22 protein-coding genes and 2 tRNA genes are annotated in these 21163 nt (G+C 67.3%); 11 read left to right on the top strand and 13 right to left on the bottom strand.

Translation table 11 applies throughout. The features are described from left to right. The first annotated feature begins 79 nt into the window (after positions 1–79). From rpmB to IBX18_RS17395, 3 genes are all read left to right on the top strand, one after another. A complete protein-coding gene (gene rpmB / locus IBX18_RS17405; protein ID WP_011210730.1) occupies positions 80–271 on the top strand; it encodes a 50S ribosomal protein L28 in 192 nt (63 codons plus the stop codon). A 95-nt stretch (positions 272–366) separates the two neighbouring features. After that, the gene (locus IBX18_RS17400; protein ID WP_194834668.1) at positions 367–873 is read left to right on the top strand and encodes a GNAT family N-acetyltransferase; all 507 of its coding nucleotides are present in this window, start codon (positions 367–369) and stop codon (positions 871–873) included. Between the two features lie 37 nt (positions 874–910). Beyond that, positions 911–1690, top strand: a complete 780-nt coding sequence (locus tag IBX18_RS17395) for an enoyl-CoA hydratase/isomerase family protein (protein ID WP_194834667.1) — start codon at positions 911–913, stop codon at positions 1688–1690. Between the two features lies 1 nt (position 1691). Here the strand turns inward: IBX18_RS17395 and IBX18_RS17390 are convergent, their stop codons facing one another. The 4 genes from IBX18_RS17390 to IBX18_RS17375 are packed head-to-tail and all read right to left on the bottom strand — an operon-like array spanning position 1692 to position 4601. After that, complete coding sequence (locus IBX18_RS17390; protein WP_194834666.1) at positions 1692–2555, bottom strand: alpha/beta fold hydrolase; 864 nt, start codon at positions 2553–2555, stop codon at positions 1692–1694. A gap of 52 nt (positions 2556–2607) precedes the next feature. Beyond that, a complete protein-coding gene (locus IBX18_RS17385; protein WP_194834665.1) occupies positions 2608–2883 on the bottom strand; it encodes a hypothetical protein in 276 nt (91 codons plus the stop codon). A gap of 54 nt (positions 2884–2937) precedes the next feature. Beyond that, entirely contained in the window at positions 2938–3621 is a 684-nt protein-coding gene (locus tag IBX18_RS17380) for a uracil-DNA glycosylase (RefSeq protein WP_107658461.1), read from the bottom strand. 11 nt (positions 3622–3632) lie between these two features. Beyond that, positions 3633–4601, bottom strand: coding sequence for a thiamine-phosphate kinase (locus tag IBX18_RS17375; RefSeq protein WP_194834664.1), 969 nt, complete (start codon positions 4599–4601; stop codon positions 3633–3635). A gap of 175 nt (positions 4602–4776) precedes the next feature. On the opposite strand from IBX18_RS17375, the gene IBX18_RS17370 reads away from it, so the two are divergent. After that, positions 4777–5559: a DUF3515 family protein gene (locus IBX18_RS17370; protein ID WP_228541270.1), complete on the top strand. Its 783-nt coding sequence runs from the start codon at positions 4777–4779 to the stop codon at positions 5557–5559. Between the two features lie 74 nt (positions 5560–5633). On the opposite strand, the gene IBX18_RS17365 is transcribed toward IBX18_RS17370, so the two are convergent. Together IBX18_RS17365 and IBX18_RS17360 are read right to left on the bottom strand one after the other, a co-directional pair. After that, positions 5634–6632: a D-alanine--D-alanine ligase gene (locus IBX18_RS17365; RefSeq protein ID WP_194834663.1), complete on the bottom strand. Its 999-nt coding sequence runs from the start codon at positions 6630–6632 to the stop codon at positions 5634–5636. A gap of 174 nt (positions 6633–6806) precedes the next feature. Then, entirely contained in the window at positions 6807–7802 is a 996-nt protein-coding gene (locus tag IBX18_RS17360) for an NAD(P)H-dependent glycerol-3-phosphate dehydrogenase (RefSeq protein WP_194834662.1), read from the bottom strand. A gap of 31 nt (positions 7803–7833) precedes the next feature. On the opposite strand from IBX18_RS17360, the gene cofC reads away from it, so the two are divergent. From cofC to IBX18_RS17345, 3 genes are all read left to right on the top strand, one after another. Then, the gene (gene cofC, locus IBX18_RS17355; protein ID WP_194834661.1) at positions 7834–8517 is read left to right on the top strand and encodes a 2-phospho-L-lactate guanylyltransferase; all 684 of its coding nucleotides are present in this window, start codon (positions 7834–7836) and stop codon (positions 8515–8517) included. Between the two features lie 160 nt (positions 8518–8677). Next, the gene (locus IBX18_RS17350; protein ID WP_194834660.1) at positions 8678–10837 is read left to right on the top strand and encodes an RNA degradosome polyphosphate kinase; all 2160 of its coding nucleotides are present in this window, start codon (positions 8678–8680) and stop codon (positions 10835–10837) included. Between the two features lie 20 nt (positions 10838–10857). Continuing rightward, positions 10858–11796, top strand: coding sequence for an NUDIX hydrolase (locus tag IBX18_RS17345; protein WP_194834659.1), 939 nt, complete (start codon positions 10858–10860; stop codon positions 11794–11796). Positions 11797–11954: 158 nt separating this feature from the next. On the opposite strand, the gene IBX18_RS17340 is transcribed toward IBX18_RS17345, so the two are convergent. From IBX18_RS17340 to leuC, 3 genes are all read right to left on the bottom strand, one after another. Next, positions 11955–12617 carry an HU family DNA-binding protein gene (locus tag IBX18_RS17340; protein WP_107658468.1) on the bottom strand — a complete coding sequence of 221 codons (663 nt, stop codon included), beginning with the start codon at positions 12615–12617 and terminating at the stop codon, positions 11955–11957. Positions 12618–12773: 156 nt separating this feature from the next. Beyond that, entirely contained in the window at positions 12774–13382 is a 609-nt protein-coding gene (gene leuD, locus IBX18_RS17335) for a 3-isopropylmalate dehydratase small subunit (protein ID WP_107658469.1), read from the bottom strand. Positions 13383–13417: 35 nt separating this feature from the next. Next, positions 13418–14839 (bottom strand): 3-isopropylmalate dehydratase large subunit, encoded by a 1422-nt coding sequence (gene leuC, locus IBX18_RS17330; protein ID WP_194834658.1) that lies wholly within the window; start codon positions 14837–14839, stop codon positions 13418–13420. Positions 14840–15003: 164 nt separating this feature from the next. Between leuC and IBX18_RS17325 the strand changes: the two genes are divergently transcribed. The 3 genes from IBX18_RS17325 to IBX18_RS17315 all read left to right on the top strand — a co-directional run bounded on the left by IBX18_RS17325 (position 15004) and on the right by IBX18_RS17315 (position 16602). Continuing rightward, complete coding sequence (locus tag IBX18_RS17325; RefSeq protein WP_194834657.1) at positions 15004–15705, top strand: IclR family transcriptional regulator; 702 nt, start codon at positions 15004–15006, stop codon at positions 15703–15705. 33 nt (positions 15706–15738) lie between these two features. Continuing rightward, positions 15739–16239 carry a pyridoxamine 5'-phosphate oxidase family protein gene (locus IBX18_RS17320; RefSeq protein ID WP_194834656.1) on the top strand — a complete coding sequence of 167 codons (501 nt, stop codon included), beginning with the start codon at positions 15739–15741 and terminating at the stop codon, positions 16237–16239. 156 nt (positions 16240–16395) lie between these two features. Next, positions 16396–16602, top strand: coding sequence for a DUF5302 domain-containing protein (locus IBX18_RS17315; protein WP_107658473.1), 207 nt, complete (start codon positions 16396–16398; stop codon positions 16600–16602). Positions 16603–16852: 250 nt separating this feature from the next. Here the strand turns inward: IBX18_RS17315 and IBX18_RS17310 are convergent. The 4 genes from IBX18_RS17310 to IBX18_RS17295 all read right to left on the bottom strand — a co-directional run bounded on the left by IBX18_RS17310 (position 16853) and on the right by IBX18_RS17295 (position 19580). After that, positions 16853–16925, bottom strand: a tRNA-Glu gene (locus IBX18_RS17310). A gap of 150 nt (positions 16926–17075) precedes the next feature. Then, positions 17076–17147 (bottom strand) — tRNA-Gln (locus IBX18_RS17305). 135 nt (positions 17148–17282) lie between these two features. Beyond that, positions 17283–18755 carry a glutamate--tRNA ligase gene (gltX, locus tag IBX18_RS17300; RefSeq protein ID WP_194834655.1) on the bottom strand — a complete coding sequence of 491 codons (1473 nt, stop codon included), beginning with the start codon at positions 18753–18755 and terminating at the stop codon, positions 17283–17285. Positions 18756–18803: 48 nt separating this feature from the next. Further along, the gene (locus IBX18_RS17295) at positions 18804–19580 is read right to left on the bottom strand and encodes a fumarylacetoacetate hydrolase family protein (RefSeq protein ID WP_194834654.1); all 777 of its coding nucleotides are present in this window, start codon (positions 19578–19580) and stop codon (positions 18804–18806) included. A gap of 204 nt (positions 19581–19784) precedes the next feature. Between IBX18_RS17295 and IBX18_RS17290 the strand changes: the two genes are divergently transcribed. Next, complete coding sequence (locus IBX18_RS17290) at positions 19785–20969, top strand: MFS transporter (protein ID WP_194834653.1); 1185 nt, start codon at positions 19785–19787, stop codon at positions 20967–20969. Positions 20970–21163 lie beyond the last annotated feature (194 nt).

Raw genomic sequence — 21163 nt, 5'->3', positions numbered from 1 at the left:
GGGGTACGTCAATACATTGTTTCCGGACATGCTGCCCGCGGGCGGCGGTCCTCCACATGACATGAAGGAGTTCGCGACTATGGCTGCCGTCTGCGACGTCTGCGCCAAGGGCCCCGGCTTCGGGAAGTCGGTCTCGCACTCGCACCGGCGCACCAACCGTCGCTGGAACCCGAACATCCAGACCGTTCGCGCCCAGGTTGCGCCGGGTAACACCCGTCGCATGAACGTGTGCACCTCCTGCCTCAAGGCAGGCAAGGTCGTTCGCGGCTGATTCAGCCTCGGCTGAACCGGTAAGAGACCGACGCACGCCCCGGCACCCGCAAGGGTGGTCCGGGGCGTAGTCATCGATGGGTGAAAATGCCGGGTATGACCGACCCCGAGTGGTGCATCCTGCCGCTCGCCGCCGAGCACACCTACCGCCTGGCCGAATGCCACATCGCCTGCTGGCGGGAGGCGTACCCCGGCCTGGTGCCCGCGCATGTGCTCGACGCGTTCGATGTCGAGCGCCGCGCCGAGCAGTGGGAGCGGCAGCGGGTCGCCTACCCCGGACGTACGTGGGTGGCACTCGCCGATGATCGAGTGATCGGCTTCGTGACGGCGGGCGAAAGTCTCGACGATCCGCCGGTGACCCCGCTCCAACTGAACGCGCTGTACGTCCGAGCGTCCTGGTACGGCACCGGCGTCGCGCACGATCTGCTGCGCGCCGCGGTCGACCCCTCGGCGGCCTGCTCGCTGTGGGTCTTCGAGGAGAACCCGCGCGCCCAGTCCTTCTACCGCAAACACGGTTTCGCGCTGGACGGCACCCGGCGGGTCGAAGCGTTCACGCCTGCCATCGAGGTCCGGATGGTGCGCCCGCCCGGCGCCGAGCGGTGAGACAGCCCACTCGCGCGCACGCGATAAGGTGCTGACCATGACCTCCACCGAGCAAGCCGGGTACGTGAGCACCGCCGACGGCGTTCTGCAGATCACCATCGCGACCGCGGCCAACGGCACGTCCATGGACTTCGGCGGAATCGTCGCGGGCACGGCCGCCCTGCGGTCGCTCGGCAGCGATGTCGGCGCCGTCCTGTTGACCGGTACGGGCGCCAACTTCTGCGCGGGCGGCAACGTGCGCGGCTTCGCGGCAGCGACCGACCGGGCCGCCCACATCTACAGTCTGGCAACGGATCTGCACCATTTCGTGCGCGCGCTCGACGCGACGACCGTGCCGGTGGTCGTCGGCGTGCACGGCTGGGCGGCGGGCGCGGGCATGAGCCTGGTCTGCGCCGCCGACATCGCGCTCGGCGGGCCGAGCACCAAGCTGCGCCCCGCCTACCCGGGCATCGGCCTGAGCCCCGACGGCGGCATGTCGTGGACGCTGCCGCGCATCGTCGGGCTGGCCCGGGCCCGTGAAATCCTACTCACCGACGCGGTTTTGGATGCCGACGAGGCGGTGCGGCTCGGCATCCTCAGCAGGCTGGTCGCCGACGACGAAGTACAGGCCGAGGCACTGCAGCTGGCCCGAACCCTCGCCGCCGGACCACGATCCACCTACGCGAGCATCAAAACCCTACTGGCACAGTCCACTTCGTCGGCCCTGAGCGATCAGCTGGATCGCGAGCGTGATGCGATCGCCGCCGCGGCCAACGGCGCGACCGGTCGCGAAGGGGTCGACGCGTTCGTGGCGAAGCGAAAGCCCAACTACAGCTAGCTCATTCGCTCGTTTGCAGGACGAACTTGGCGACCGCGTCGGTGAAGGAGTCGTTGTCGTCGCCGGCCGCGGTGTGCGCCGCGCCGCCGATCTCGACCAGCTGCGCGTGCGGCACCAGCTCCTGAAACGCCGCTGCCCCTTCGGGACTCACCACATCCGACTGCATGCCGCGCACCAGCAGCACCGGGATCGTCAGCTTGCGTGCCGCGGCTTCCAGCTGGTCGGTCATCTCCGACGGATCCTCGACGCGCTGGGACAGCATGTCCGGGTCCCAGTGCCAGTACCAGCGGCCATCGCGCTGGCGCAGATTGCGCAGCAGGCCGTCGGTGTTCTTCGGCCGCGGCCGGTGCGGCAGGTACTCGGCGACGGCGTCGGCCACCTGCTCGAGGCTGTCGAAGCCGTTGCGGTGCTTGCCGAGAAAGTCGATCACCCGCGCGACACCGGCCTGCTCCGGTCTGGTCACGATGTCGACGAGCACCAGCGCGCTGATCGCCGTGCCCGCGGGTTCGGCGGTGGCGAGCAGGCCGGTGATGCCGCCCATGCTCGCCCCCACCACCACGGCGGGCGCACCGAGCTGTTCGAGCACGAGCAGCAGGTCGGCCACCATGGTGTCGCGGCGATAGTCGGCGGCGTCGGACCATGCGCTGTCGCCGTGTCCGCGCGCGTCCAGCGTGACGACGCGCATGCCCGCCGCACCCAGCTTCGCGCCGGTCTGTTTCCACGAGTGCCTGGTCTGCCCGCCGCCATGCAGAAAGACGACGAGCGGACCGTCGGCCGGGCCGAACTGGTCCGCGACCAGCTCGATCCCACCCGAGCCGCGCAGCCGCAATGGTGCGGGCTCGAGAAGTTTGTTAGCTTTACTCACGAATCGAGGATCGCATAGAACCGGTTACGGTTCGCGGGCGAGCCTCGCTAACTCAGCAGTCCCACTTGCCCGACGCGCTCAGCGTGCGCTGCAGCAGGCAGGCGACCTTGGCGTTGACCGAGGAGGAGATGGTGGAGGAGCCGTTGGAGGTGAATTCCTCGCCGATCTGCGTCGAGGCGGTGTCCGCGGGGGCGGACGTGGTCTCGGTGGCCTGCTCCAGCGGCAGGCCCGCCGCACTCGCGGTCGCGGCGCCACCCGCGAGGGCGGCACAGATGATCAGGGTGGCGGTGGTGCCGCGCAGTGCGCCGCGAACGGTGGTGTTGGGCATGGAAAAGCTCCTCACTCGAATTTCAATCTAGGTAGATCACACACAGACGCCTGCTCAAGGCAGGCGCCAGTCAACGGGTTCGGCACCCAGTTCGTCGAGTAGTTCGTTCACTCGGGAGAACGGGCGCGAACCGAAGAAGCCACGCGAGGCCGACAGCGGCGACGGATGCGCGGACTCGATGTAGGGCACCTCGGCCCCGACCAGGGTCGGCTTGAGCGTCGCCGCGTCCCGACCCCAGAGGATGGCGACCAGCGGCTCGTCGCGGGCGACCAGCGCGCGAATCGCCTGCTCGGTCACCGCCTCCCAGCCCTTGCCACGATGCGATGCGGGCTGGCCGGGGGTCACCGTCAGCACCCTGTTCAGCATCAGCACGCCCTGATCGGACCAGGGGCTCAGGTCACCGCAGGACGGCGTCGGGTGGCCGAGATCTTTGGTGTACTCGGCGAAGATGTTGGCCAGGCTGCGCGGGACCGGCGAAACATCCGGTGCCACAGAGAAACTCAGTCCCATCGCATGGCCGGGCGTCGGGTACGGGTCCTGGCCGACGACCAGCACGCGCACCGCCTCGAACGGACGCTGGAAGGCGCGCAGCACGTTCTCACCGGATGGTAGGTAGCCGCGGCCCGCCGCGTTCTCTTCGCGCAGAAACTCGCCCATGGCGGAAATCCGATCCGCCACCGATTCGAGTGCCTTCGCCCATCCCGGATCCATGATTTCCGACAGTGGTTTCGCGCCCATGACCGCACAACTTATCGTGGTTCGCTCCCGGACGCCGAGTCCGCCCCACTGAACGATTCCCACCCGGCGCTGCCCGAGGGGGGTACGCCGTCCACCGTGACGCCGTGACCGGCCGACACTCGGCCGATCGGCGCCCATCCGGTGGGCAGCTCGGACCCTGCCGACCAGGTGCCGACGAACGCGTGGTCCTCGCCGCCGGACAGAATCCATTGCGCCGCATCAGCATCCAGGTGCGTGGCGAGGTTTTCGAGTTCGGGGTCGTGCAATGCGGACGAATCCAGGTCTATGGCGACGCCGGAGGCGGTGGCGATATGGCCGAGATCGGCGAGTAGGCCGTCGGATACGTCGGTGAGCGAGTTCAAGCTGTCGCTGAGCGTTTCGAGCACCGCCGCATACGGTGGCTGTGGGACACGATGTGCGGCAAGCGCTTCGGCGAAGTCGTCGGCTTCGGCACCTGTCGTCAGTATCGCGAGGCCGGCGGCCGACCAACCCAGACGGCCCGCAACGGCGACCGTGTCCCCCACGCGCGCACCGGCTCTCGTGATGGCCGCCCGCTCGCGCAGGTCACCGAACGCGGTCACCGAGATGACCAGGTCTCGGCTGCGGACCAGGTCACCGCCCGCGATCGACGCGCCCGCACGGGCCGCCTCCGCCCACATCCCCTCGGTCAGGCCATCGATCACGTCCAGCGCAGTGTCGGCCGGGCAGCCCAGCGCCACCACGAACGCGCTCGGCCACGCGCCCATCGCGACCACGTCGGCCGCGTTCTGCGCGATCGCCTTGCGGCCGATATCCACCGGACTCGACCAGTCGAGCCGGAAATGCCGGTCCTGCACGAGCATGTCGGTGGTGACCACGAACCGCCCGTCGGGCGCGGCCACCATCGCGGCGTCGTCACCGGGCCCGAGCAGCACCCCCGGCGCCTGCACCCGGCCGCGGTTGATCCGGTCGATCAGCGCGAACTCCCCCAGTTCACGCACCGTCCTCGGCCCCGTGTGCTCGCTGATGACCGGTCCTTTCCGACGCGCTGCCGACTGGAATCGACCCGAAGGTACCCTTTTCAGGGCAATCGACTACTACCGGGCCGGTCACCGCGCCGCCGCACCTCCCGCGGCTCCGACCGCCCATTCAGCGCGACAGGAAGGATCGGTGAGCATGGCGGCGGAATCGTCGGACCGCGATTCGGCGAAGGAGACGGGCAAGCCCACCGCCGCTGGCCATGGGCCTGCCGCGAATCAGCCGGGCACCACCGATGCCCAGCCTGTCGCTTCGTCGGACACCGCCGCTGAGTCCCCGGCCACCGATGCCACCACGGCAGCCGCAGCCGATTCACCGGACGCCGTCGACGCGGAGCCCGCCGCAGCGAAACCTGATGGCAGCACCGCCGACTCGCCCGCGAGCGCCCGCCAGTACTCCCCCGCCCTCATCGCCACCGCCGTGGCCTTGCCGGTCGTCCTGGTGGTCGGCGTCCTGGTAGCCGCGATCCTCGCCCGCCGCGCCCCCGTCGAACGCGAACCGCTGGTCCTCGGCCCGGTCCCCGCACCCGCCGCCACCGGCCCCGCCTGCACCACCCTGCTCCCCGCCCTGCCCACCGAACTCGGCGACTTCACCAAATCCACCCTCGTGGAACCCTCCCCACCGGCCACCCGCGCCTGGCAGCGCACCGACGGCGGCGACCCGATCGTGCTGCGCTGCGGCCTGGACCGCCCCCTCGAATTCAACCGCGCCTCGGCCCTGCAGATCGTGAACAACGTCCAGTGGTTCGAGGCCCGCGACCAAACCGCCAAGGCAAGCACCTGGTTCGCGGTCGACCGCGAAACCTACATCGCCCTCACCATCCCCGACGGCTCCGGCCCCACCCCCCTCCAAGCGGTCTCCGACACCATCACCGCCAACCTCCCCGCCACCCCCCTAGACCCAGGCCCCCTCCCCAATTGACCCAACGGGACATGACGGCATCCGCACCACGTCCCATGGATCAGTCGCGAACGACCGGAGTAAGGATCCGCTGATCAGCGCTTGGTCAGCGCGTTCTCACAGATCTTCTCGCACAGCTCGGCGAAATCGATGCCGACAACCGCCGCCGACTGCGGGAGCAGGCTGGTCGCGGTCATCCCGGGCAGCGTGTTCGCCTCGAGGCACCACATGCGGCCTTCGCTGTCCACCCGGAAGTCGACGCGGCTGTAGTTGCCCAGCTTGAGCGCGTTGTGCGCCTGCACAGCAAGGCTGCGCATCTCATCGGCTTGGGCATCGGAGATCTGGGCCGGGAAAATCTCCACCGCGCCGTCGACCTGGTACTTGTTGCGGTAGTCGAAGATCTCGCTGCCCTGCGGAATGATCTCGCCCACCGCGAGCGCTTCGCCGCCGAGCACCCCGATGACGAATTCGCGTCCGGGAACGAACTTCTCGACCATCACCTCTTCATCGTGCAGGCGCGCTACTCGCACGGCGTCGGCGAACAACGCGGGATCCTTGACGACCGTCAATCCGACCGTGGAGCCCTGCTTGTTCGGCTTCACGACCACCGGACAGCCGAGCTGATCGTCGAATTCAGCCTCGGGACCGACCATGTACCAGTCCGGCGTCGGCACACCCGCGAGCCGGAACAGCCGCTTGGAGACGTCCTTGTCCATCGCCACCGCGCTGGCCAGCACGCCGCTTCCGGTGTAGGGCACGCCCGCCAGATCGAGCAGCCCTTGGATCGTGCCGTTTTCACCGGTGCCGCCGTGCAGCGCGAGGAACACGACGTCGACGGAACGCAACCCACCCGGCTCGCTGAGCAGCTGCATGGTGACATCTTCACCGGGGATGATGCTGAGATCCGGCGGCTCGACGGGCACCGTGGCCTCCATGAGCCGGTCCTCGTCGCTGGGCTTCAGCTTGCCCGCCGTGGTGTCGAAGGCGGAGACGTCGTGGCCACGGTCGCGTAGCGCACGGAATACCTGACCCGCCGTCGCGATCGAGACATCCCGCTCACTGTTCGTCCCGCCAAACAGCACCGCTACCCGCATGTGTTTCCGCCTTGATCCGCGCTCGGTTTCAGCCTGCATCGACAACCGAGCAGGCTACACGGGCGCGCCGTGTCCACAGCAAATGTGGTGCGCGCCCGTCATAACACCGTACGGCCCACACTCACCAGTGGAAGACGATGCCCGACCCGGGCCACACTGCAAGGGGCGGGTGGCCTACTCCGGCTTGATCCGTCGCCCGAGCAGATTGCCGACGGCTTCCCGCACGGCCATACCTTCGTGGCAGACCTGGTTCACGGCGGTGGTGAGGGGCATGTCGACGTCGTGCTTGATGGCGAGGGCGCGGATGGAAGTGCAGGACTTGACGCCTTCGGCGACTTGGCCGTGCGTTGCTTCCTGGGCGGTTTCCATGGAGCCGCCTGCGCCGAGGGCGTGGCCGAAGGAGCGGTTGCGCGACAGGGGTGAGGTGCAGGTGGCGACGAGGTCGCCGACGCCGGCCAGGCCGGAGAGGGTGGCGGGTTCGGCGCCGAGGGCGACGCCGAGGCGGATGATCTCGGCGAGGCCGCGGGTGATGATGCTGGCGACGGTGTTGTCGCCCAAGCCCATTCCGGAGGCGATGCCGCAGGCGAGGGCGATCACGTTCTTACACGCGCCGCCGATTTCACAGCCGATCACGTCGGTGTTGGTGTAGGGGCGGAAGTATCCGGTGGCGCTGGCGTGCTGCAGCGCGACGGCTCGGTCGGCGTCGGAGCAGGCGATCACGGTCGCCGCGGGCTGGCCGACGGCGATCTCGCGGGCCAGGTTCGGGCCGGACAGCACGGCGACCCGGCTCGCGTCGGCCCCGCTGACCTCGGCGATCACCTGACTCATCCGCAGCAGCGTGCCGTTCTCGATGCCTTTGGCGAGGCTGAGCAGCGACGCCTCCGCGGGGATCAGCCCTTTCCACTGCTCGAGATTCACGCGCAGGGATTGGGACGGCACCGCGAGAACCACGATGTCGGCCGCGTCGAGGGCCACGGCGGGGTCGTGGGTGGCTTTCAGCGGGGGCAAAGGAATATCGGTGAGGTAGGACGGATTGCGATGTTGGGTGTGCAGTATTTCGGCGACCTCGGGGCGTCGCGCCCAGATGGTGACATCGGTTCCCGCGTCCGCCAAGACCTTTGCGAACGCGGTCCCCCAAGATCCCGCGCCCAGTACTGCCGCCCTCGTCATCTGCCCAATATGCCATGGAAGGATTGGACGCATGCGCCCGCACGCCGTGCATGCCGTGATCGCGGTGAAGAGCCTCGATCAGGCCAAGAGCCGACTGGCCGACCGGCTGCGCCCGGAACACCGGGCCCGGCTGGTCCTCGCCATGCTCGCCGACACCATCGCTGCTACCGCGGCCGTGCCGGAGATCGTTTCGATCACCGTGGTCACGCCGGATCCGGCGGTGGCCGATCTGGCCCTGTCGATGGGCGCCGCGGTGCACCCGGAGCCACGCACCGCCGGTCGGGACGGGTTGAACAACGCGCTCGCCGACGCCGCGACGGGGCTGCGGCACCGGTACGGCCCGGTCGATCTGCTCGCGTTGCAGGCGGACCTGCCCGCGCTGCGCCCGGAGGAACTGGCCGACGTGCTGACGGTCGCCCCGCGCGGGCTGCGCTCGATCGTGGTCGATCACGCGGGCACCGGCACCGCAGCGCTACTTGTCCGCGACCCCATTGCCGCCCTCGAACCCCGTTTCGGCCCTGGTTCGGCGGGCAAACACAGAGCGGCGGGTGCGGTCGATCTGGCCGGCGAGTGGCCCGGGTTGCGACTGGATGTGGACACGGCCGACGACCTGGACCTGGCCATTGAGCTCGGCGCGGGCTGTGCGACCCGGGTGGCGCTGCACGACATCGGCTGGCCGGATCGTGTTCACCTGCCGGTTCGCCGGGTGTGCTAGGAGATCGCCAGAGTGAGGTGATGCTGACGTCAATCACAGTGTCGGGCTCCACACTGCCCGGTTTGTAGGGGATGATCGTTGGCGTGAGTGAGCGAAGCGAGCTAACCGTCTGCCGGCGTCTATCGCGCCTGTCAGAGCCTAGCGCCAGCGAGGTACGGCCATGAGCGATACGGAAGTTGTCAAACAGAAGTTGCTTCCTACCCCGCCGCCTGCGGCGAGTCCGGTGCCGACCGACGCGACGATCGCGCAGTTGCCACGTGATCGCTACCTCAACCGCGAGCTGAGCTGGCTCGATTTCAACGCCCGGGTGCTGGCCCTGGCCGAGGACGCGTCGCTGCCCCTGCTGGAGCGCGCCAAATTCCTCGCCATCTTCGCGTCGAATCTCGACGAGTTCTACATGGTGCGCGTCGCGGGCCTCAAGCGCCGCGCCGAGACCGGTCTGCTGGTGCGTTCCGCGGACGGCCGCTCGCCCGGCGAGCAACTGGAGCTGATCGCCGCCCGCGCGCAGGAGATCGCCGTGCGCCACGCGCGCGTGTTCCTGGACGACGTGCTGCCCGCGCTCACCGCCGAGGGCATCGCGATCATCGACTGGACCGACCTGAACGACGATGAGCGCCAACGCCTCTCGGGCCACTTCCAGGATCAGGTGTTCCCGGTGCTGACCCCGCTCGCGGTGGACCCGGCGCACCCGTTCCCCTACATCAGCGGATTGAGTCTGAATCTCGCGGTGACGGTGAAGGATTCCGCCACCGGCGGCGAGCACTTCGCCCGAGTCAAGGTGCCGGACAACGTAGATCGGTTCGTCCGGGTGCGCCGCACCGACGCCGGTTCGACCATCGCCGCCTTCCTGCCGATGGAGGAGCTGATCGCGGCGCACCTCGATCTGCTGTTCCCCGGCATGGAAGTGGTTGAGCAGCACTCGTTCCGGATCACCCGCAACGCCGACTTCGAGGTGGACGAGGACCGCGACGAGGACCTGCTGCAGGCGCTGGAACGCGAACTCGCGCGCCGCCGCTTCGGTTCGCCGGTGCGGCTGGAGGTCTCCGATGACATGACCGAGCACATGCTCGAATTGTTGTTGCGTGAACTGGATGTCGATCCCGGCGACGTCATCCAGGTGCCCGGCCTGCTCGACCTGTCCTGCCTCTGGCAGGTGTACGGCGTGGACCGGCCGAACCTCAAAGACGCGCCCTATGTGCCCGCCACCCCGCCCGCGTTCGGTGAGCGGGAGACGCCGCGCAACGTGTTCGCGGCACTGCGCGAGGGCGACGTGCTGGTGCACCACCCGTACGACTCGTTCTCCACCAGCGTGCAGCGGTTCATCGAACAGGCCGCCGCGGACCCGCAGGTGCTCGCCATCAAGCAGACGCTCTACCGCACCTCCGGTGACTCCCCGATCGTCAACGCGCTCATCGACGCCGCCGAGGCGGGCAAGCAGGTGGTCGCGCTGGTCGAGATCAAGGCGCGCTTCGACGAGCAGGCCAACATCAAATGGGCGCGCCAGCTGGAGCAGGCCGGCGTGCACGTGGTCTACGGCCTGATCGGCTTGAAGACGCACTGCAAGACCTGTCTGGTGGTGCGCCGCGAGGGCGCGACCATCCGTCGCTACTGCCACATCGGCACCGGCAACTACAACCCGAAGACCGCGCGGCTCTACGAGGACGTCGGATTGCTCACCGCCGCACCGGAAATCGGTGCCGACCTGACCGACCTGTTCAATTCGCTGACCGGTTACTCGCGAAAAGAGAACTACCGCAACCTGCTTGTCGCGCCGCACGGCGTGCGCGCCGGGATCATCGAGCGGATCCAGCGGGAGACCGAGCTGGCCGCCGAGGGCAAGGACGCCCGAATCCGGTTGAAGGCCAATGCGATCGTCGACGAGGAGATCATCGACGCGCTGTATCGGGCCTCGCTGGCCGGTGTGCCGGTGCAGATCGTGGTGCGCGGTATCTGCGGGCTGCGCCCCGGTGTGCCGGGGATGAGCGAGAACATCGAGGTCCGCTCGATCCTCGGCCGCTTCCTCGAACATTCGCGCGTCATGCACTTCCAGGCCCAGGATCAGTACTGGATCGGCAGTGCCGACATGATGCACCGCAACCTGGACCGGCGCGTGGAAGTGATGGCGCAGGTGAAGGATCCGCGACTGACCGAGCAACTCGGGCAGGTCTTCGACTCCGCCCTGCATCCCAACACCCGCTGCTGGGTACTCAGCTCGGATGGCAATTGGCTCGCGTGGCCCGAACACGCAGGCGACGACGATGTCAAAGTGCGTGACCACCAAGAATTCCTCATGCGGCTGCGGAGGCCAGAACAACAGTGAGTGGTGCTACGGGGTACGAGATGGAAGGGGGCCCCTTCTGGGATCCCCGTGTTACCGCCAACATTCACGCTGCGGGCGCGGTGCTGTGGCGGCGAGCGCCGAACGGCGGCGTGGAGATCGCCGTGGTGCACCGGCCGAAGTACCAGGATTGGTCGCTGCCCAAGGGCAAGCTCGATCCCGGTGAGACGCCGGTGCTCGCCGCGGTCCGCGAGGTCCGCGAGGAGACCGGTCTGGACTGCAAGCTGGGCCGCTACCTCGGGCACGTCACCTATCCGGTGCCCGGGCACCGCAAGCTGAAGCGGGTCGACTACTGGGCGGCGGAGGTGGCGGGCGGCGAGTTCACCGCCAATGATGAAGTGGACGTACTGAATTGGTATCCGCTGGATCGGGTGATGGACCAGCTGTCCTACCCGATGGATCGGCAGGTGCTGCGCGCGTTCACCCGGCTGCCACCGGAAACCCGCACGCTGCTGTTGGTGCGGCACGCGAAAGCCGGTCGGCGAGACCGCTTCTCCGGTCCCGACCCGTTGCGCCCACTGGATCGGTCGGGCCAAGCCCAAGCAGGGGCTCTGGTCTCGAATCTACTGGCGTTCGGGGCATCTGAGATCTATTCGGCCGATCCGGTGCGCTGCGTGCAGACGGTGACACCGCTGGCCGAGAAGCTCGGCGCCGAGATCACGCTCGAACCGCTGCTGTCCGAAACCGGTTATGCCGCAGCGCAGGACGAGGCGCGGCAGCGGGTCGTCGCACTGGTCTCGGACACCGAGGTGCCCGTTGTGTGCAGTCAGGGCAAGGTGATTCCGGATCTGCTGCGCTGGTGGGCCGAGCGCGACGGCATCGCGCTGCCGTCCGCACGCAACCGCAAGGGCAGTGTGTGGGTGCTCTCGTTCGTCGACCGCAAGCTGGTCGCCGCCGACCATCTGGACCGCTCGCTGAACTCCGACGTCGTGAAGTCCTGACCGCCGCCCCCGGCAGCACCGGAACAGCCCCCTGAAAGACAGCCCCAGACAACCGAAACGGCCCCGGAGGCATCCTCCGGGGCCGTGTTCGATCGGTACAGCGGGTGATTCGGCCGCACGACCGGTCACCCGGCGCCAATACCGTACTGGCGCAGTATCTAGCGGCGACCGCGAGCGGGCGCCTTCTTGGCGGCCGACTTCTTGGCCGGAGCCTTCTTGGCGACCGTCTTCTTGGCCGCGGTGACCTTCTTGGCCGGCGCCTTCTTGGCGGCGGTGACCTTCTTGGCAGGCGCCTTCTTCACGGCCGTCTTCTTGGCAGCCGTCTTCTTGGCGGGCGCCTTGGCCGCGGTCGTCTTGCGAGCAGCGGTCTTTGCGGGCGCCTTCTTGGCGGCCTTCTTCGCCGTGGTCTTGGCCGGGCCCTTCGTGGGGGTGGCCTTCTTGGCGGCGGTCTTCTTGGCCGCCGTCTTCTTGGCAGCCGCCTTCTTCGCCGCCACCGGCGCATTCACGCCGCGCTTGACGGCGGGACCGCTCTGGGCGAGCTTCTGCTTACCCGCGATCACGGCCTTGAACTGAGCGCCCGGACGGAACGCAGGCACCGAAGTGGGCTTCACCTTGACGGTTTCGCCGGTGCGCGGGTTCCTGGCAACTCGAGCCGCACGCTTGCGCTGTTCGAACACACCGAATCCGGTGATTGTGACGCTCTGACCCTTGTGCACCGCGCGCACGATGGTGTCGACCACATGCTCGACTGCCGCGGTGGCCGTGCGCCTATCAGTACCCAACTTTTCGGTCAGAACGTCGATCAGTTCCGCCTTGTTCATTGAATCCTCCGCAGACTAATGGCCCGTCGTCGGACCGACTAGGTACCACGGTAAACCCACTTTGGGCAAGAGTCTATGTGCCACGCCAAAATTCATGTGGTTTAGCACACGTCCAGCTATCGGCCCCCTTGCCATCCAGCTAACACCCCGGGGTGTTTAGGACTGCGAAATACGTGCCGGGAGGGTAGTGGGTTTCCATGCTGGCCTTGCGTTTTCGAACTGGGCGATGGTGTCGCTGCGGCGCAGGGTGAGCCCGATGTCGTCCAATCCTTCGAGCAGACGCCACCGTGTGTAGTCATCAATATCGAACGGCAACACGGCGGTTCCGGCGGTCACCGTGCGCGCCTCGAGGTCCACAACCAATTCGAGTCCGGGCTGTTCCTCGAGCAACTTCCAGAGCATTTCGACATCGTTCTGTGACATCTGAGCGGCCAACAGCCCGCCCTTACCGGCATTGCCACGGAAGATGTCGGCGAACCGGGACGAGATCACCACCCGAAAGCCGTAGTCCGACAGCGCCCAAACGGCGTGCTCACGCGACGATCCTGTGCCGAAATCCGGGCCCGCTACCAGCACACTTCCCCGGTTGTACGGCTCGTTGTTCAGAATGAAGTCCGGATCGTTACGCCACGCGGCGAAGAGTCCGTCCTCGAATCCAGTGCGGGTCACCCGCTTCAGGTACACAGCCGGGATGATCTGATCGGTATCGACATTGGAACGGCGGAACGGCACGCCGATCCCCTTGTGCACGGTGAAGGCTTCCATTGATTCTCCTGAGTCGGTAGGGGTATCGCGTCCGGTCAGTCCAGATCCGCAGGCGAGGACAGGGTTCCGCGAACCGCCGTCGCGGCCGCTACGAGCGGGGAAACCAGGTGCGTACGGCCACCTTTGCCCTGCCGGCCCTCGAAGTTCCGGTTCGACGTCGAGGCGCAGCGCTGGCCCGGTTCGAGCTGATCCGGATTCATTCCCAGGCACATTGAGCAGCCCGCCTGCCGCCATTCGGCGCCCGCCGCGGTGAAAATCTCGCCCAGTCCTTCTAATTCAGCCTGTGCGCGAACCCGCATCGACCCCGGTACAACCAACATTCGTACCGAGTCGGCGACCTTGCGTCCCTTTAAAATACCGGCCACCGCACGCAAATCCTCGATGCGTCCGTTGGTGCACGATCCGACGAATACGGTGTCGACCGAGACCTGCCGAAGCGGAGTGCCCGGCTCCAAATCCATGTACCGCAGCGCTTTCGCGGCGGACTCGCGCGCCGTCTCATCGGCGATCTGGGCGGGGTCCGGCACCGATTCGCCAAGGGGCGCGCCCTGTCCGGGGTTGGTGCCCCAGGTGACGAACGGGGTCAGCTCGCTCGCGTCGATGTGCACCTCGGCGTCGAACACCGCGCCCTCGTCGGTCTTCAGCGCTTCCCAGGCGGCCACTGCTGCCGTCCAGTCGGCTCCCTGCGGCGCGTGCGGGCGTCCTTCGAGGAATTCATAGGTCGTTTCGTCCGGGGCGATCATGCCGGCTCTGGCGCCCGCTTCGATGGACATGTTGCAGATGGTCATTCGCGCCTCCATCGACATGGCCCGAATCGCCTCGCCGCGGTACTCCAGCACGTAGCCCTGGCCGCCGCCGGTGCCGATTTTGGCGATCACAGCCAGAATCAGGTCCTTGCTCGTCACACCGGGGGTCAACGTGCCGTCCACGGTGATCGCCATCGTCTTGAACGGGCTCAGCGAGAGTGTCTGGGTAGCAAGGACATGTTCGACCTCGGAGGTGCCGATACCCATCGCCAGCGCACCGAACGCGCCGTGCGTCGAGGTGTGACTGTCCCCGCACACCACCGTCATTCCCGGCTGGGTGAGGCCGAGCTGGGGGCCGACGACGTGCACGATGCCCTGGTCCAGATCGCCCATCGGATGCAGGCGCACACCGAATTCCGCGCAGTTGCGGCGCAGTGTGTCCACCTGGGTGCGCGAAATCGGGTCCGCGATGGGCTTATCGATGTCGGCGGTCGGGACATTGTGGTCCTCGGTCGCGATGGTCAGATCGGGCCGCCGGACCGGCCTGCCCGCCGCGCGGAGGCCGTCGAAGGCCTGCGGGCTGGTCACCTCGTGCACGAGATGCAGGTCGATGTAGATCAGGTCGGGTTCGCGCCCGACGCCCTCGCCCGAACCGCGGGCTACGACGTGCTGCTCCCACACCTTTTCGGCCATGGTGCGTGGCTGTGCCATTTCTCGATCACCTTTCGACGAGCATCCGGTCGCGGTCCGGGCTGGGCGCGCGGGGGCGGCTGCACAAGTTTTCGGATATGCGAGGTCGGATGCCCCGTTGGAGATTCCGCGCGGGGAACACCCAGCAGTGGATTTCCCAACATCCGAGACGCTAGTATCGTTCTATGAGACAGCATAGCGGCATCGGCGTCCTCGACAAAGCAGTGGCGGTGTTGTACGCCGTCGCCGAGCACCCCTGCGGTCTCAACGAGCTGTGCGCCCGTACCGGCCTGCCCCGCGCCACCGCTCATCGCCTGGCCGTCGGCCTGGAAGTGCACCGGCTGCTGGCCCGCGACAACACCGGAATGTGGCGCCCCGGCCCCGCCCTCGCCGAGCTCGCCGCAGGCGCCACCGATCCGCTGCTGGAGGCCGCGTCGGCGATCCTGCCCCGGTTGCGCGAGATCACCGGCGAAAGCGTCCAGCTGTACCGCCTGGACGGCAATGCGCGCATCTGCGTCGCAGCGCTGGAACCGCCCGTCGGACTCCGCGACACCGTCCCCGTCGGCGCGCGACTGCCGCTCACCGCAGGCTCCGCCGCCAAAGTGCTGCTCGCCTGGGCCGATCCCGACCTGCAACGCACCATCCTCGCCGACGCCGTCTTCGGCGAACGCGCGCTGACCGAAGTGCGCAAGCGCGGCTGGGCACAGAGCGCGGCCGAACGCGCCTCTGGCGTGGCCAGCGTTTCCGCCCCCGTGCGCGACGCCGGCGGCACTGTGATCGCCGCCGTCTCGGCCTCCGGCCCGATCGACCGCATGGGCCGCAGGCCCGGCGCACGCTGGGCCGCCGACCTGGTCGCCGCCGCCGAAGCACTACACAAGCGCCTATAACACGTTCTAGAAATGACCTTCTAGAGTGAGTCCATGGGAGTCAACCAACGGGCACAGATCGTCATGTCCGACACCGAGATCACCGAGTTCCTGGAGCGCAGCCGCATCGCCACCCTGGCGACCATCGGCCCCAAGGGCACCCCGCACCTGACCGCCATGTGGTATGCGCTCATCGATGGCGAGCTGTGGTTCGAAACCAAGGCCAAATCGCAGAAAGCCGTCAACCTACGTCGCGATCCGCGCATCACCTGCATGATCGAGGCCGGCCAGACCTACGACCAGTTGCGCGGCGTCTCCCTCGAGGGTCACGCCGAGATCGTCGACGACCCCGACAAGCTCTTCGCCGTCGGTGTCAGTGTGTGGGAGCGCTACACCGGCCCCTACAGCGAAGACGTCCGTCCGATGGTCGAGGCCATGCTGCACAAGCGCACCGCCATCCGCGTCGTCGCACACCGCATTCGCAGCTGGGATCACCGCAAGCTCGGCCTCCCCCAGCTCCCCCTCGGCGGCACCACCGCCCAATACCTCGACTGACCCGCCTATGCGTTGCGGCACAGCCCCCCGACGCGCCCCGATATCGACCTGACATCGCCCCCCTCCGGCGACTAACGTCGAACCGTTCGACACCAATCGGCCGAAACCCGCTGGACCTGTTCCGCGGCACCCGGCCGCCACCACGAGGAGACGGCGATGACGGAACCGGATAGTTCCCCGAGCTCGAGCAACACCGAGGGCACCAGCGCCGACGAGCTGAAGCGCAAGTTCAAAGAGGCGCTCGACCGCAAAAACCAGCACAACGCCCGCACCGCCGACCACCTCGACGGCCGTTCCAAGGGCGCCAACGCCACCCACGGCAGCGCCAGCCACAAGCGCGAATTCCGCCGCAAGAGCGGATAACCTCCCGCAGCCGAAAAAGGCCCTCCGGTCACCGACCGGAGGGCCTTCGCTGTACCTGGGGTTCCCTGCCCTGCCATCGAAACGAAAGATCCCCACCTCACCAACCCCCATGCGCGCCGAGGGCGAAGCCTCTCGGCCGGGGGTCCGGGGGCGGCGAAGCCCGCCGGGCGGGGTTTGGGGGTTGCACCCCCAAAAGACATTGCGAAACAGACAAGGCCCATGCCCCATGGGCATAGGCCTTGCATCTGTGTAGCCCCGACGGGATTCGAACCCGCGCTACCGCCTTGAGAGGGCGGCGTCCTAGGCCGCTAGACGACGGGGCCAGGACTGCTTCTCGTTTGCACGAGGAGCACCTTTGGTTGATCTTTCGATCAGGAGGCTCGGCTAGCTTAGCTGGCCGGAGCGTGGCGACCAAATCGCCAGCTGCTGTACTGATTTCGGCCGCGCAACCGATCTCGACAACAATCTCTCCGCTGGGGTACCAGGACTCGAACCTAGAATGGCTGAACCAGAATCAGCTGTGTTGCCAATTACACCATACCCCAATGACCAGGTCTTTCAGCCTCGCGTCTGGGTGACTGCGAGGCCTTGTTCCGAGCCGAGAAGAAGAGTACCAAACGGCTACGGGTTAACTACAAATCGCCTGGTCAAAGCCATGTTTTCGGCCTGTTTCGCCGTTTTCAGGCAGTTGCCGACCACTCCAGTGCGGAGCGCAGCCGCGCGAGGCTTGCTTCGCGGCCGAGCAGTTCGAGCGACTCGTACAGTGGCGGGCTGATGTGTGATCCGGTCACCGCGACGCGCACGGGCGCGAATGCCTTGCGCGGTTTGAGGCCCAGTTCATCGATCAGCGCGGTTTTCAGCGCTTCTTCTATAGCGGATGTCGACCACTGCGCGAGTGGCTCCAACGCAGTAATAGCAGCTTGCAATACCGGGGTTGCGTCGGCGCCGAGATTCTTGGCTCCCGCGGCGGGGTCGATCGCAAATTGTTCGGCGGGCGCCAACAGGAAACGCAACAGTTCCCAAGCATCGGACAAGACGACGATCCGGGTCTGCACGAGTTCGGCCGCCGCGGCGAAGATCTTCTCATCGATTTCGGCGCCGATATGACCATGTTGGGTCAGGTACTCGCGCAGTCGGTTGCCGAAATCAGCGGGTTCCAGCAATCTGATGTGCTCAGCGTTGAGCGCATCCGCCTTCTTCTGATCAAATCTGGCCGGATTCGAATTTACTTTCGATATGTCGAACGCAGCAACCATCTCCGCCATGGTGAACAGGTCGTGGTCGTCTGCGATGCTCCAGCCGAGAAGTGCCAGGTAATTCAGCAAACCTTCCGGGATGAATCCGCGGTCCCGATGGACGAACAGATTCGACTCGGGATCGCGCTTGGACAACTTCTTGTTGCCCTGTCCCATGACGAACGGCAGGTGACCGAACTCCGGCGTGAAGTCGGCCACGCCGATCCGGCGCAGGGCACCGTAGAGCGCGAGCTGGCGCGGTGTCGAGGAGAGCAGGTCCTCGCCGCGCAACACGTGAGTGATCTTCATCAAGGCGTCGTCGACCGGGTTGACCAGCGTGTACAACGGATCGCCGGTGCCGCGGGTGAGCGCGAAGTCCGGCACGGTGCCCGCTTTGAAGGTGGTCTCGCCGCGCACCAGATCGTGCCAGCTGAGATCCTCGTCGGGCATGCGGAGGCGAATCACCGCGGGGCGCCCGGCATCTCGGTACGCCTCGATCTGCTGCGCGGTGAGCTCGCGATCGTAGTTGTCGTAGCCGAGTTTCGGGTCACGGCCGGCCGCGCGATGACGCGCCTCGACTTCCTCAGGGGTGGAGAAGGATTCGTAGGCCTCCCCCGCCTCGAGCAGCCGCCGGACCACATCGAGGTGCAGGTCCTTGCGCAGCGACTGGCGGTACGGCTCGTAGGGGCCGCCGACCTCCGGGCCCTCGTCCCAGGTGAGGCCGAGCCAGCGCATCGCGTCGAGCAGCGCGCGGTAGGAGTCCTCGGAATCCCGTGCCGCATCGGTGTCTTCGATGCGGAACACGAACTTTCCACCGTGGTGCCGGGCGTAGGCCCAGTTGAACAGCGCCGTCCGGATCAGGCCGACGTGCGGCGTCCCGGTCGGCGACGGGCAGAAGCGGACCCGTACTTCAGTCATGGCTCTCTTTCGACTAGCTGACCATTACCAGTGACCGGCAAGCAGTCACTAGCGGTGCTTGGCGGCAACGGGATTGATGAGGGTGCCGATGCCCTCCACGGTCACGGACACTTGCTGGCCGGCCTGGACCGGACCGACGCCCTCGGGCGTGCCGGTGAGGATGACGTCACCGGGCAGCAGCGTCATCACCGTGCTGATCCATTCGATGAGCTTCGGAATGTCGTGCAGTAGAAGCGAAGTGCGGCTGCGCTGGCGGACTTCGCCGTCGAGCTCGGTGACGATCTCCAGATCCGAGGGGTCCAAGGAGGTTTCGATCCACGGGCCGAGCGGGCAGAAGGTGTCGTAGCCCTTGCCCCTGGTCCATTGGCCGTCGTGGCGCTGCTGATCACGCGCGGTCACATCGTTGGCGACGGTGTAGCCGAGCACCACGTCCAGCGCGCGGGCGGCGGGCACGTCCTTGCACGGGCGGCCGATGACGACGGCGAGCTCGCCCTCGTAGTCGACCTGAGAGGAGCTGGGCGGCAGGATGATCGGGGCGTTCGGCCCGACGATCGAGGTGTTCGGCTTGAGGAAGATCACCGGATCTTCCGGTGCGGGCCCGCCCATTTCGGCCGCGTGCGCCGCGTAGTTCTTGCCGATACACACTACCTTGCTCGCCAGGATGGGCGCGAGCAGGCGCACATCGGCCAGCGGCCAGCTCCGCCCGGTGAACGTCGGCGTACCGAACGGGTGTTCCGCGATTTCCTTCGCGATGCTGTCGCTTCCGTCCCCCTCGATGCTGACGAACGCGACCCCATCGGGACTGGCTACTCGACCTAGACGCATGCCGGGCAGTCTATCGACCGGCTTCCACCTGCCCGAACGCGCCCAACCGAGCGGTACGCACGGCCGCGCACCGGCGGGTTGAGCCAGCTGTGCGCAGGCCGACATCCACTGCCCGTAATCCACTTGCCCGGCCGGTGTAACGTAAGTCTCGCCGTTCACTGAATGGGACTTGGTTCCCAAATAATGAGACACGAGGTGAGGCCGATGGCTACCGTCCCGCAGATCCAGGAGACCCGACGGTGGTCCATGCTCGGCCTCGGCGTCTTCGCGCAGGCCGCCAGCGCGGTCTTCGTGCACGGTGTCCCCTTCCTGCTGCCCGCGCTGACCGATCGGGGCATGCCGCTGGCCACCACGGGGCTGCTGGTGGCAATGCCCACACTGGGATTGGTCTGCACATTGATCGCATGGGGGTACGTGGTCGATCGGATCGGTGAGCGCAAAGTGCTGATCGGCGGTCCGCTGCTGATGTTGATCGCCGGCGTCGCCGCGTCGACCACCACGCACGACATCGCTTTGGGCGCACTGCTGTTCCTGGGCGGCATCGGTGCCGCGAGCACCAACGGCGCGAGCGGTCGCGTCATCGTCGGCTGGTTCCCACCGCATCGGCGGGGCCTGGCCATGGGAATTCGGCAGACCGCCCAGCCGCTCGGCGTCGCCGTCGGCGCGCTGACCGTGCCCGCCGTCGCGGCCACATACGGTGTGCCCGCGGCGATTTTGGTGCCGGCGGTGATGGCAGGCGTCGCCGCGGTGGGCTGCCTGATCGGCATCATCGATCCACCGCGCCCCGCGGGTGCCGGCACCGATGCGGCGTTGCGCGCCAATCCTTATCGCGGCGATTCGACACTGTGGCGCATCCACGCGGTCTCTGTGCTGCTGGTCATACCGCAGGGCACCGTGTGGACTTTCGCACTGTTGTGGCTGCACCGCGACGTGGGCTGGTCGTTGGCCGCCGCAGGCATTCTGGTCACCGTGACCCAAATCCTGGGTGCCGCAGGACGAATCGGTGCGGGTGCCTGGTCCGACCGCGTCGGCAGCCGGTTGGGCCCGTTGCGCACCGTCGCGATCGCCGCCGTGCTGTCGATGGCCGCGTTGGCACTGGCGGCGGCGACCCACATGTGGTGGGCCGCAATCCCGTTGCTCGTCGTCGCCTCGGTGATCACGGTCTCCGACAACGGGCTGGCCTTCACCGCCGTCGCCGAGATCGCCGGTCCCTACTGGAGCGGCCGCGGCCTCGGCATCCAGAACACCGGCCAGAATCTGGCGATGGCCGCGGTCCCGCCGGCGTTCGGCGCGCTCATCAGCACAAGCGGTTTCGCGGCCGCCTACCTGGTGGCCGCCGTGCTGGCGGTAGCCGCCGTCCCCTTGGTACCGACCGGCCGCACCCAATAACCGTCCAGCCCTGACGGATTGACGCCCGATCCGGGCCAGCGACCCGCGGGCCGATGCGACGACCATCACTGTGGAAGGTCGGGAACGACTAGGCCACAACACTTTTAGTACAAATGCACCATTCAGCCCACTGAACACGACACATCGCGCAGCCTCGCGCGCCGTTGCTGATTACATCGCAACCCCCGCCCCTG

The organism is Nocardia sp. XZ_19_369 (assembly GCF_015355715.1).
Classification (GTDB): Bacteria; Actinomycetota; Actinomycetes; order Mycobacteriales; family Mycobacteriaceae; genus Nocardia.
Note: the sequence above shows the minus strand (reverse complement) of the source record. Positions and strands in the feature narration are given on the sequence as shown.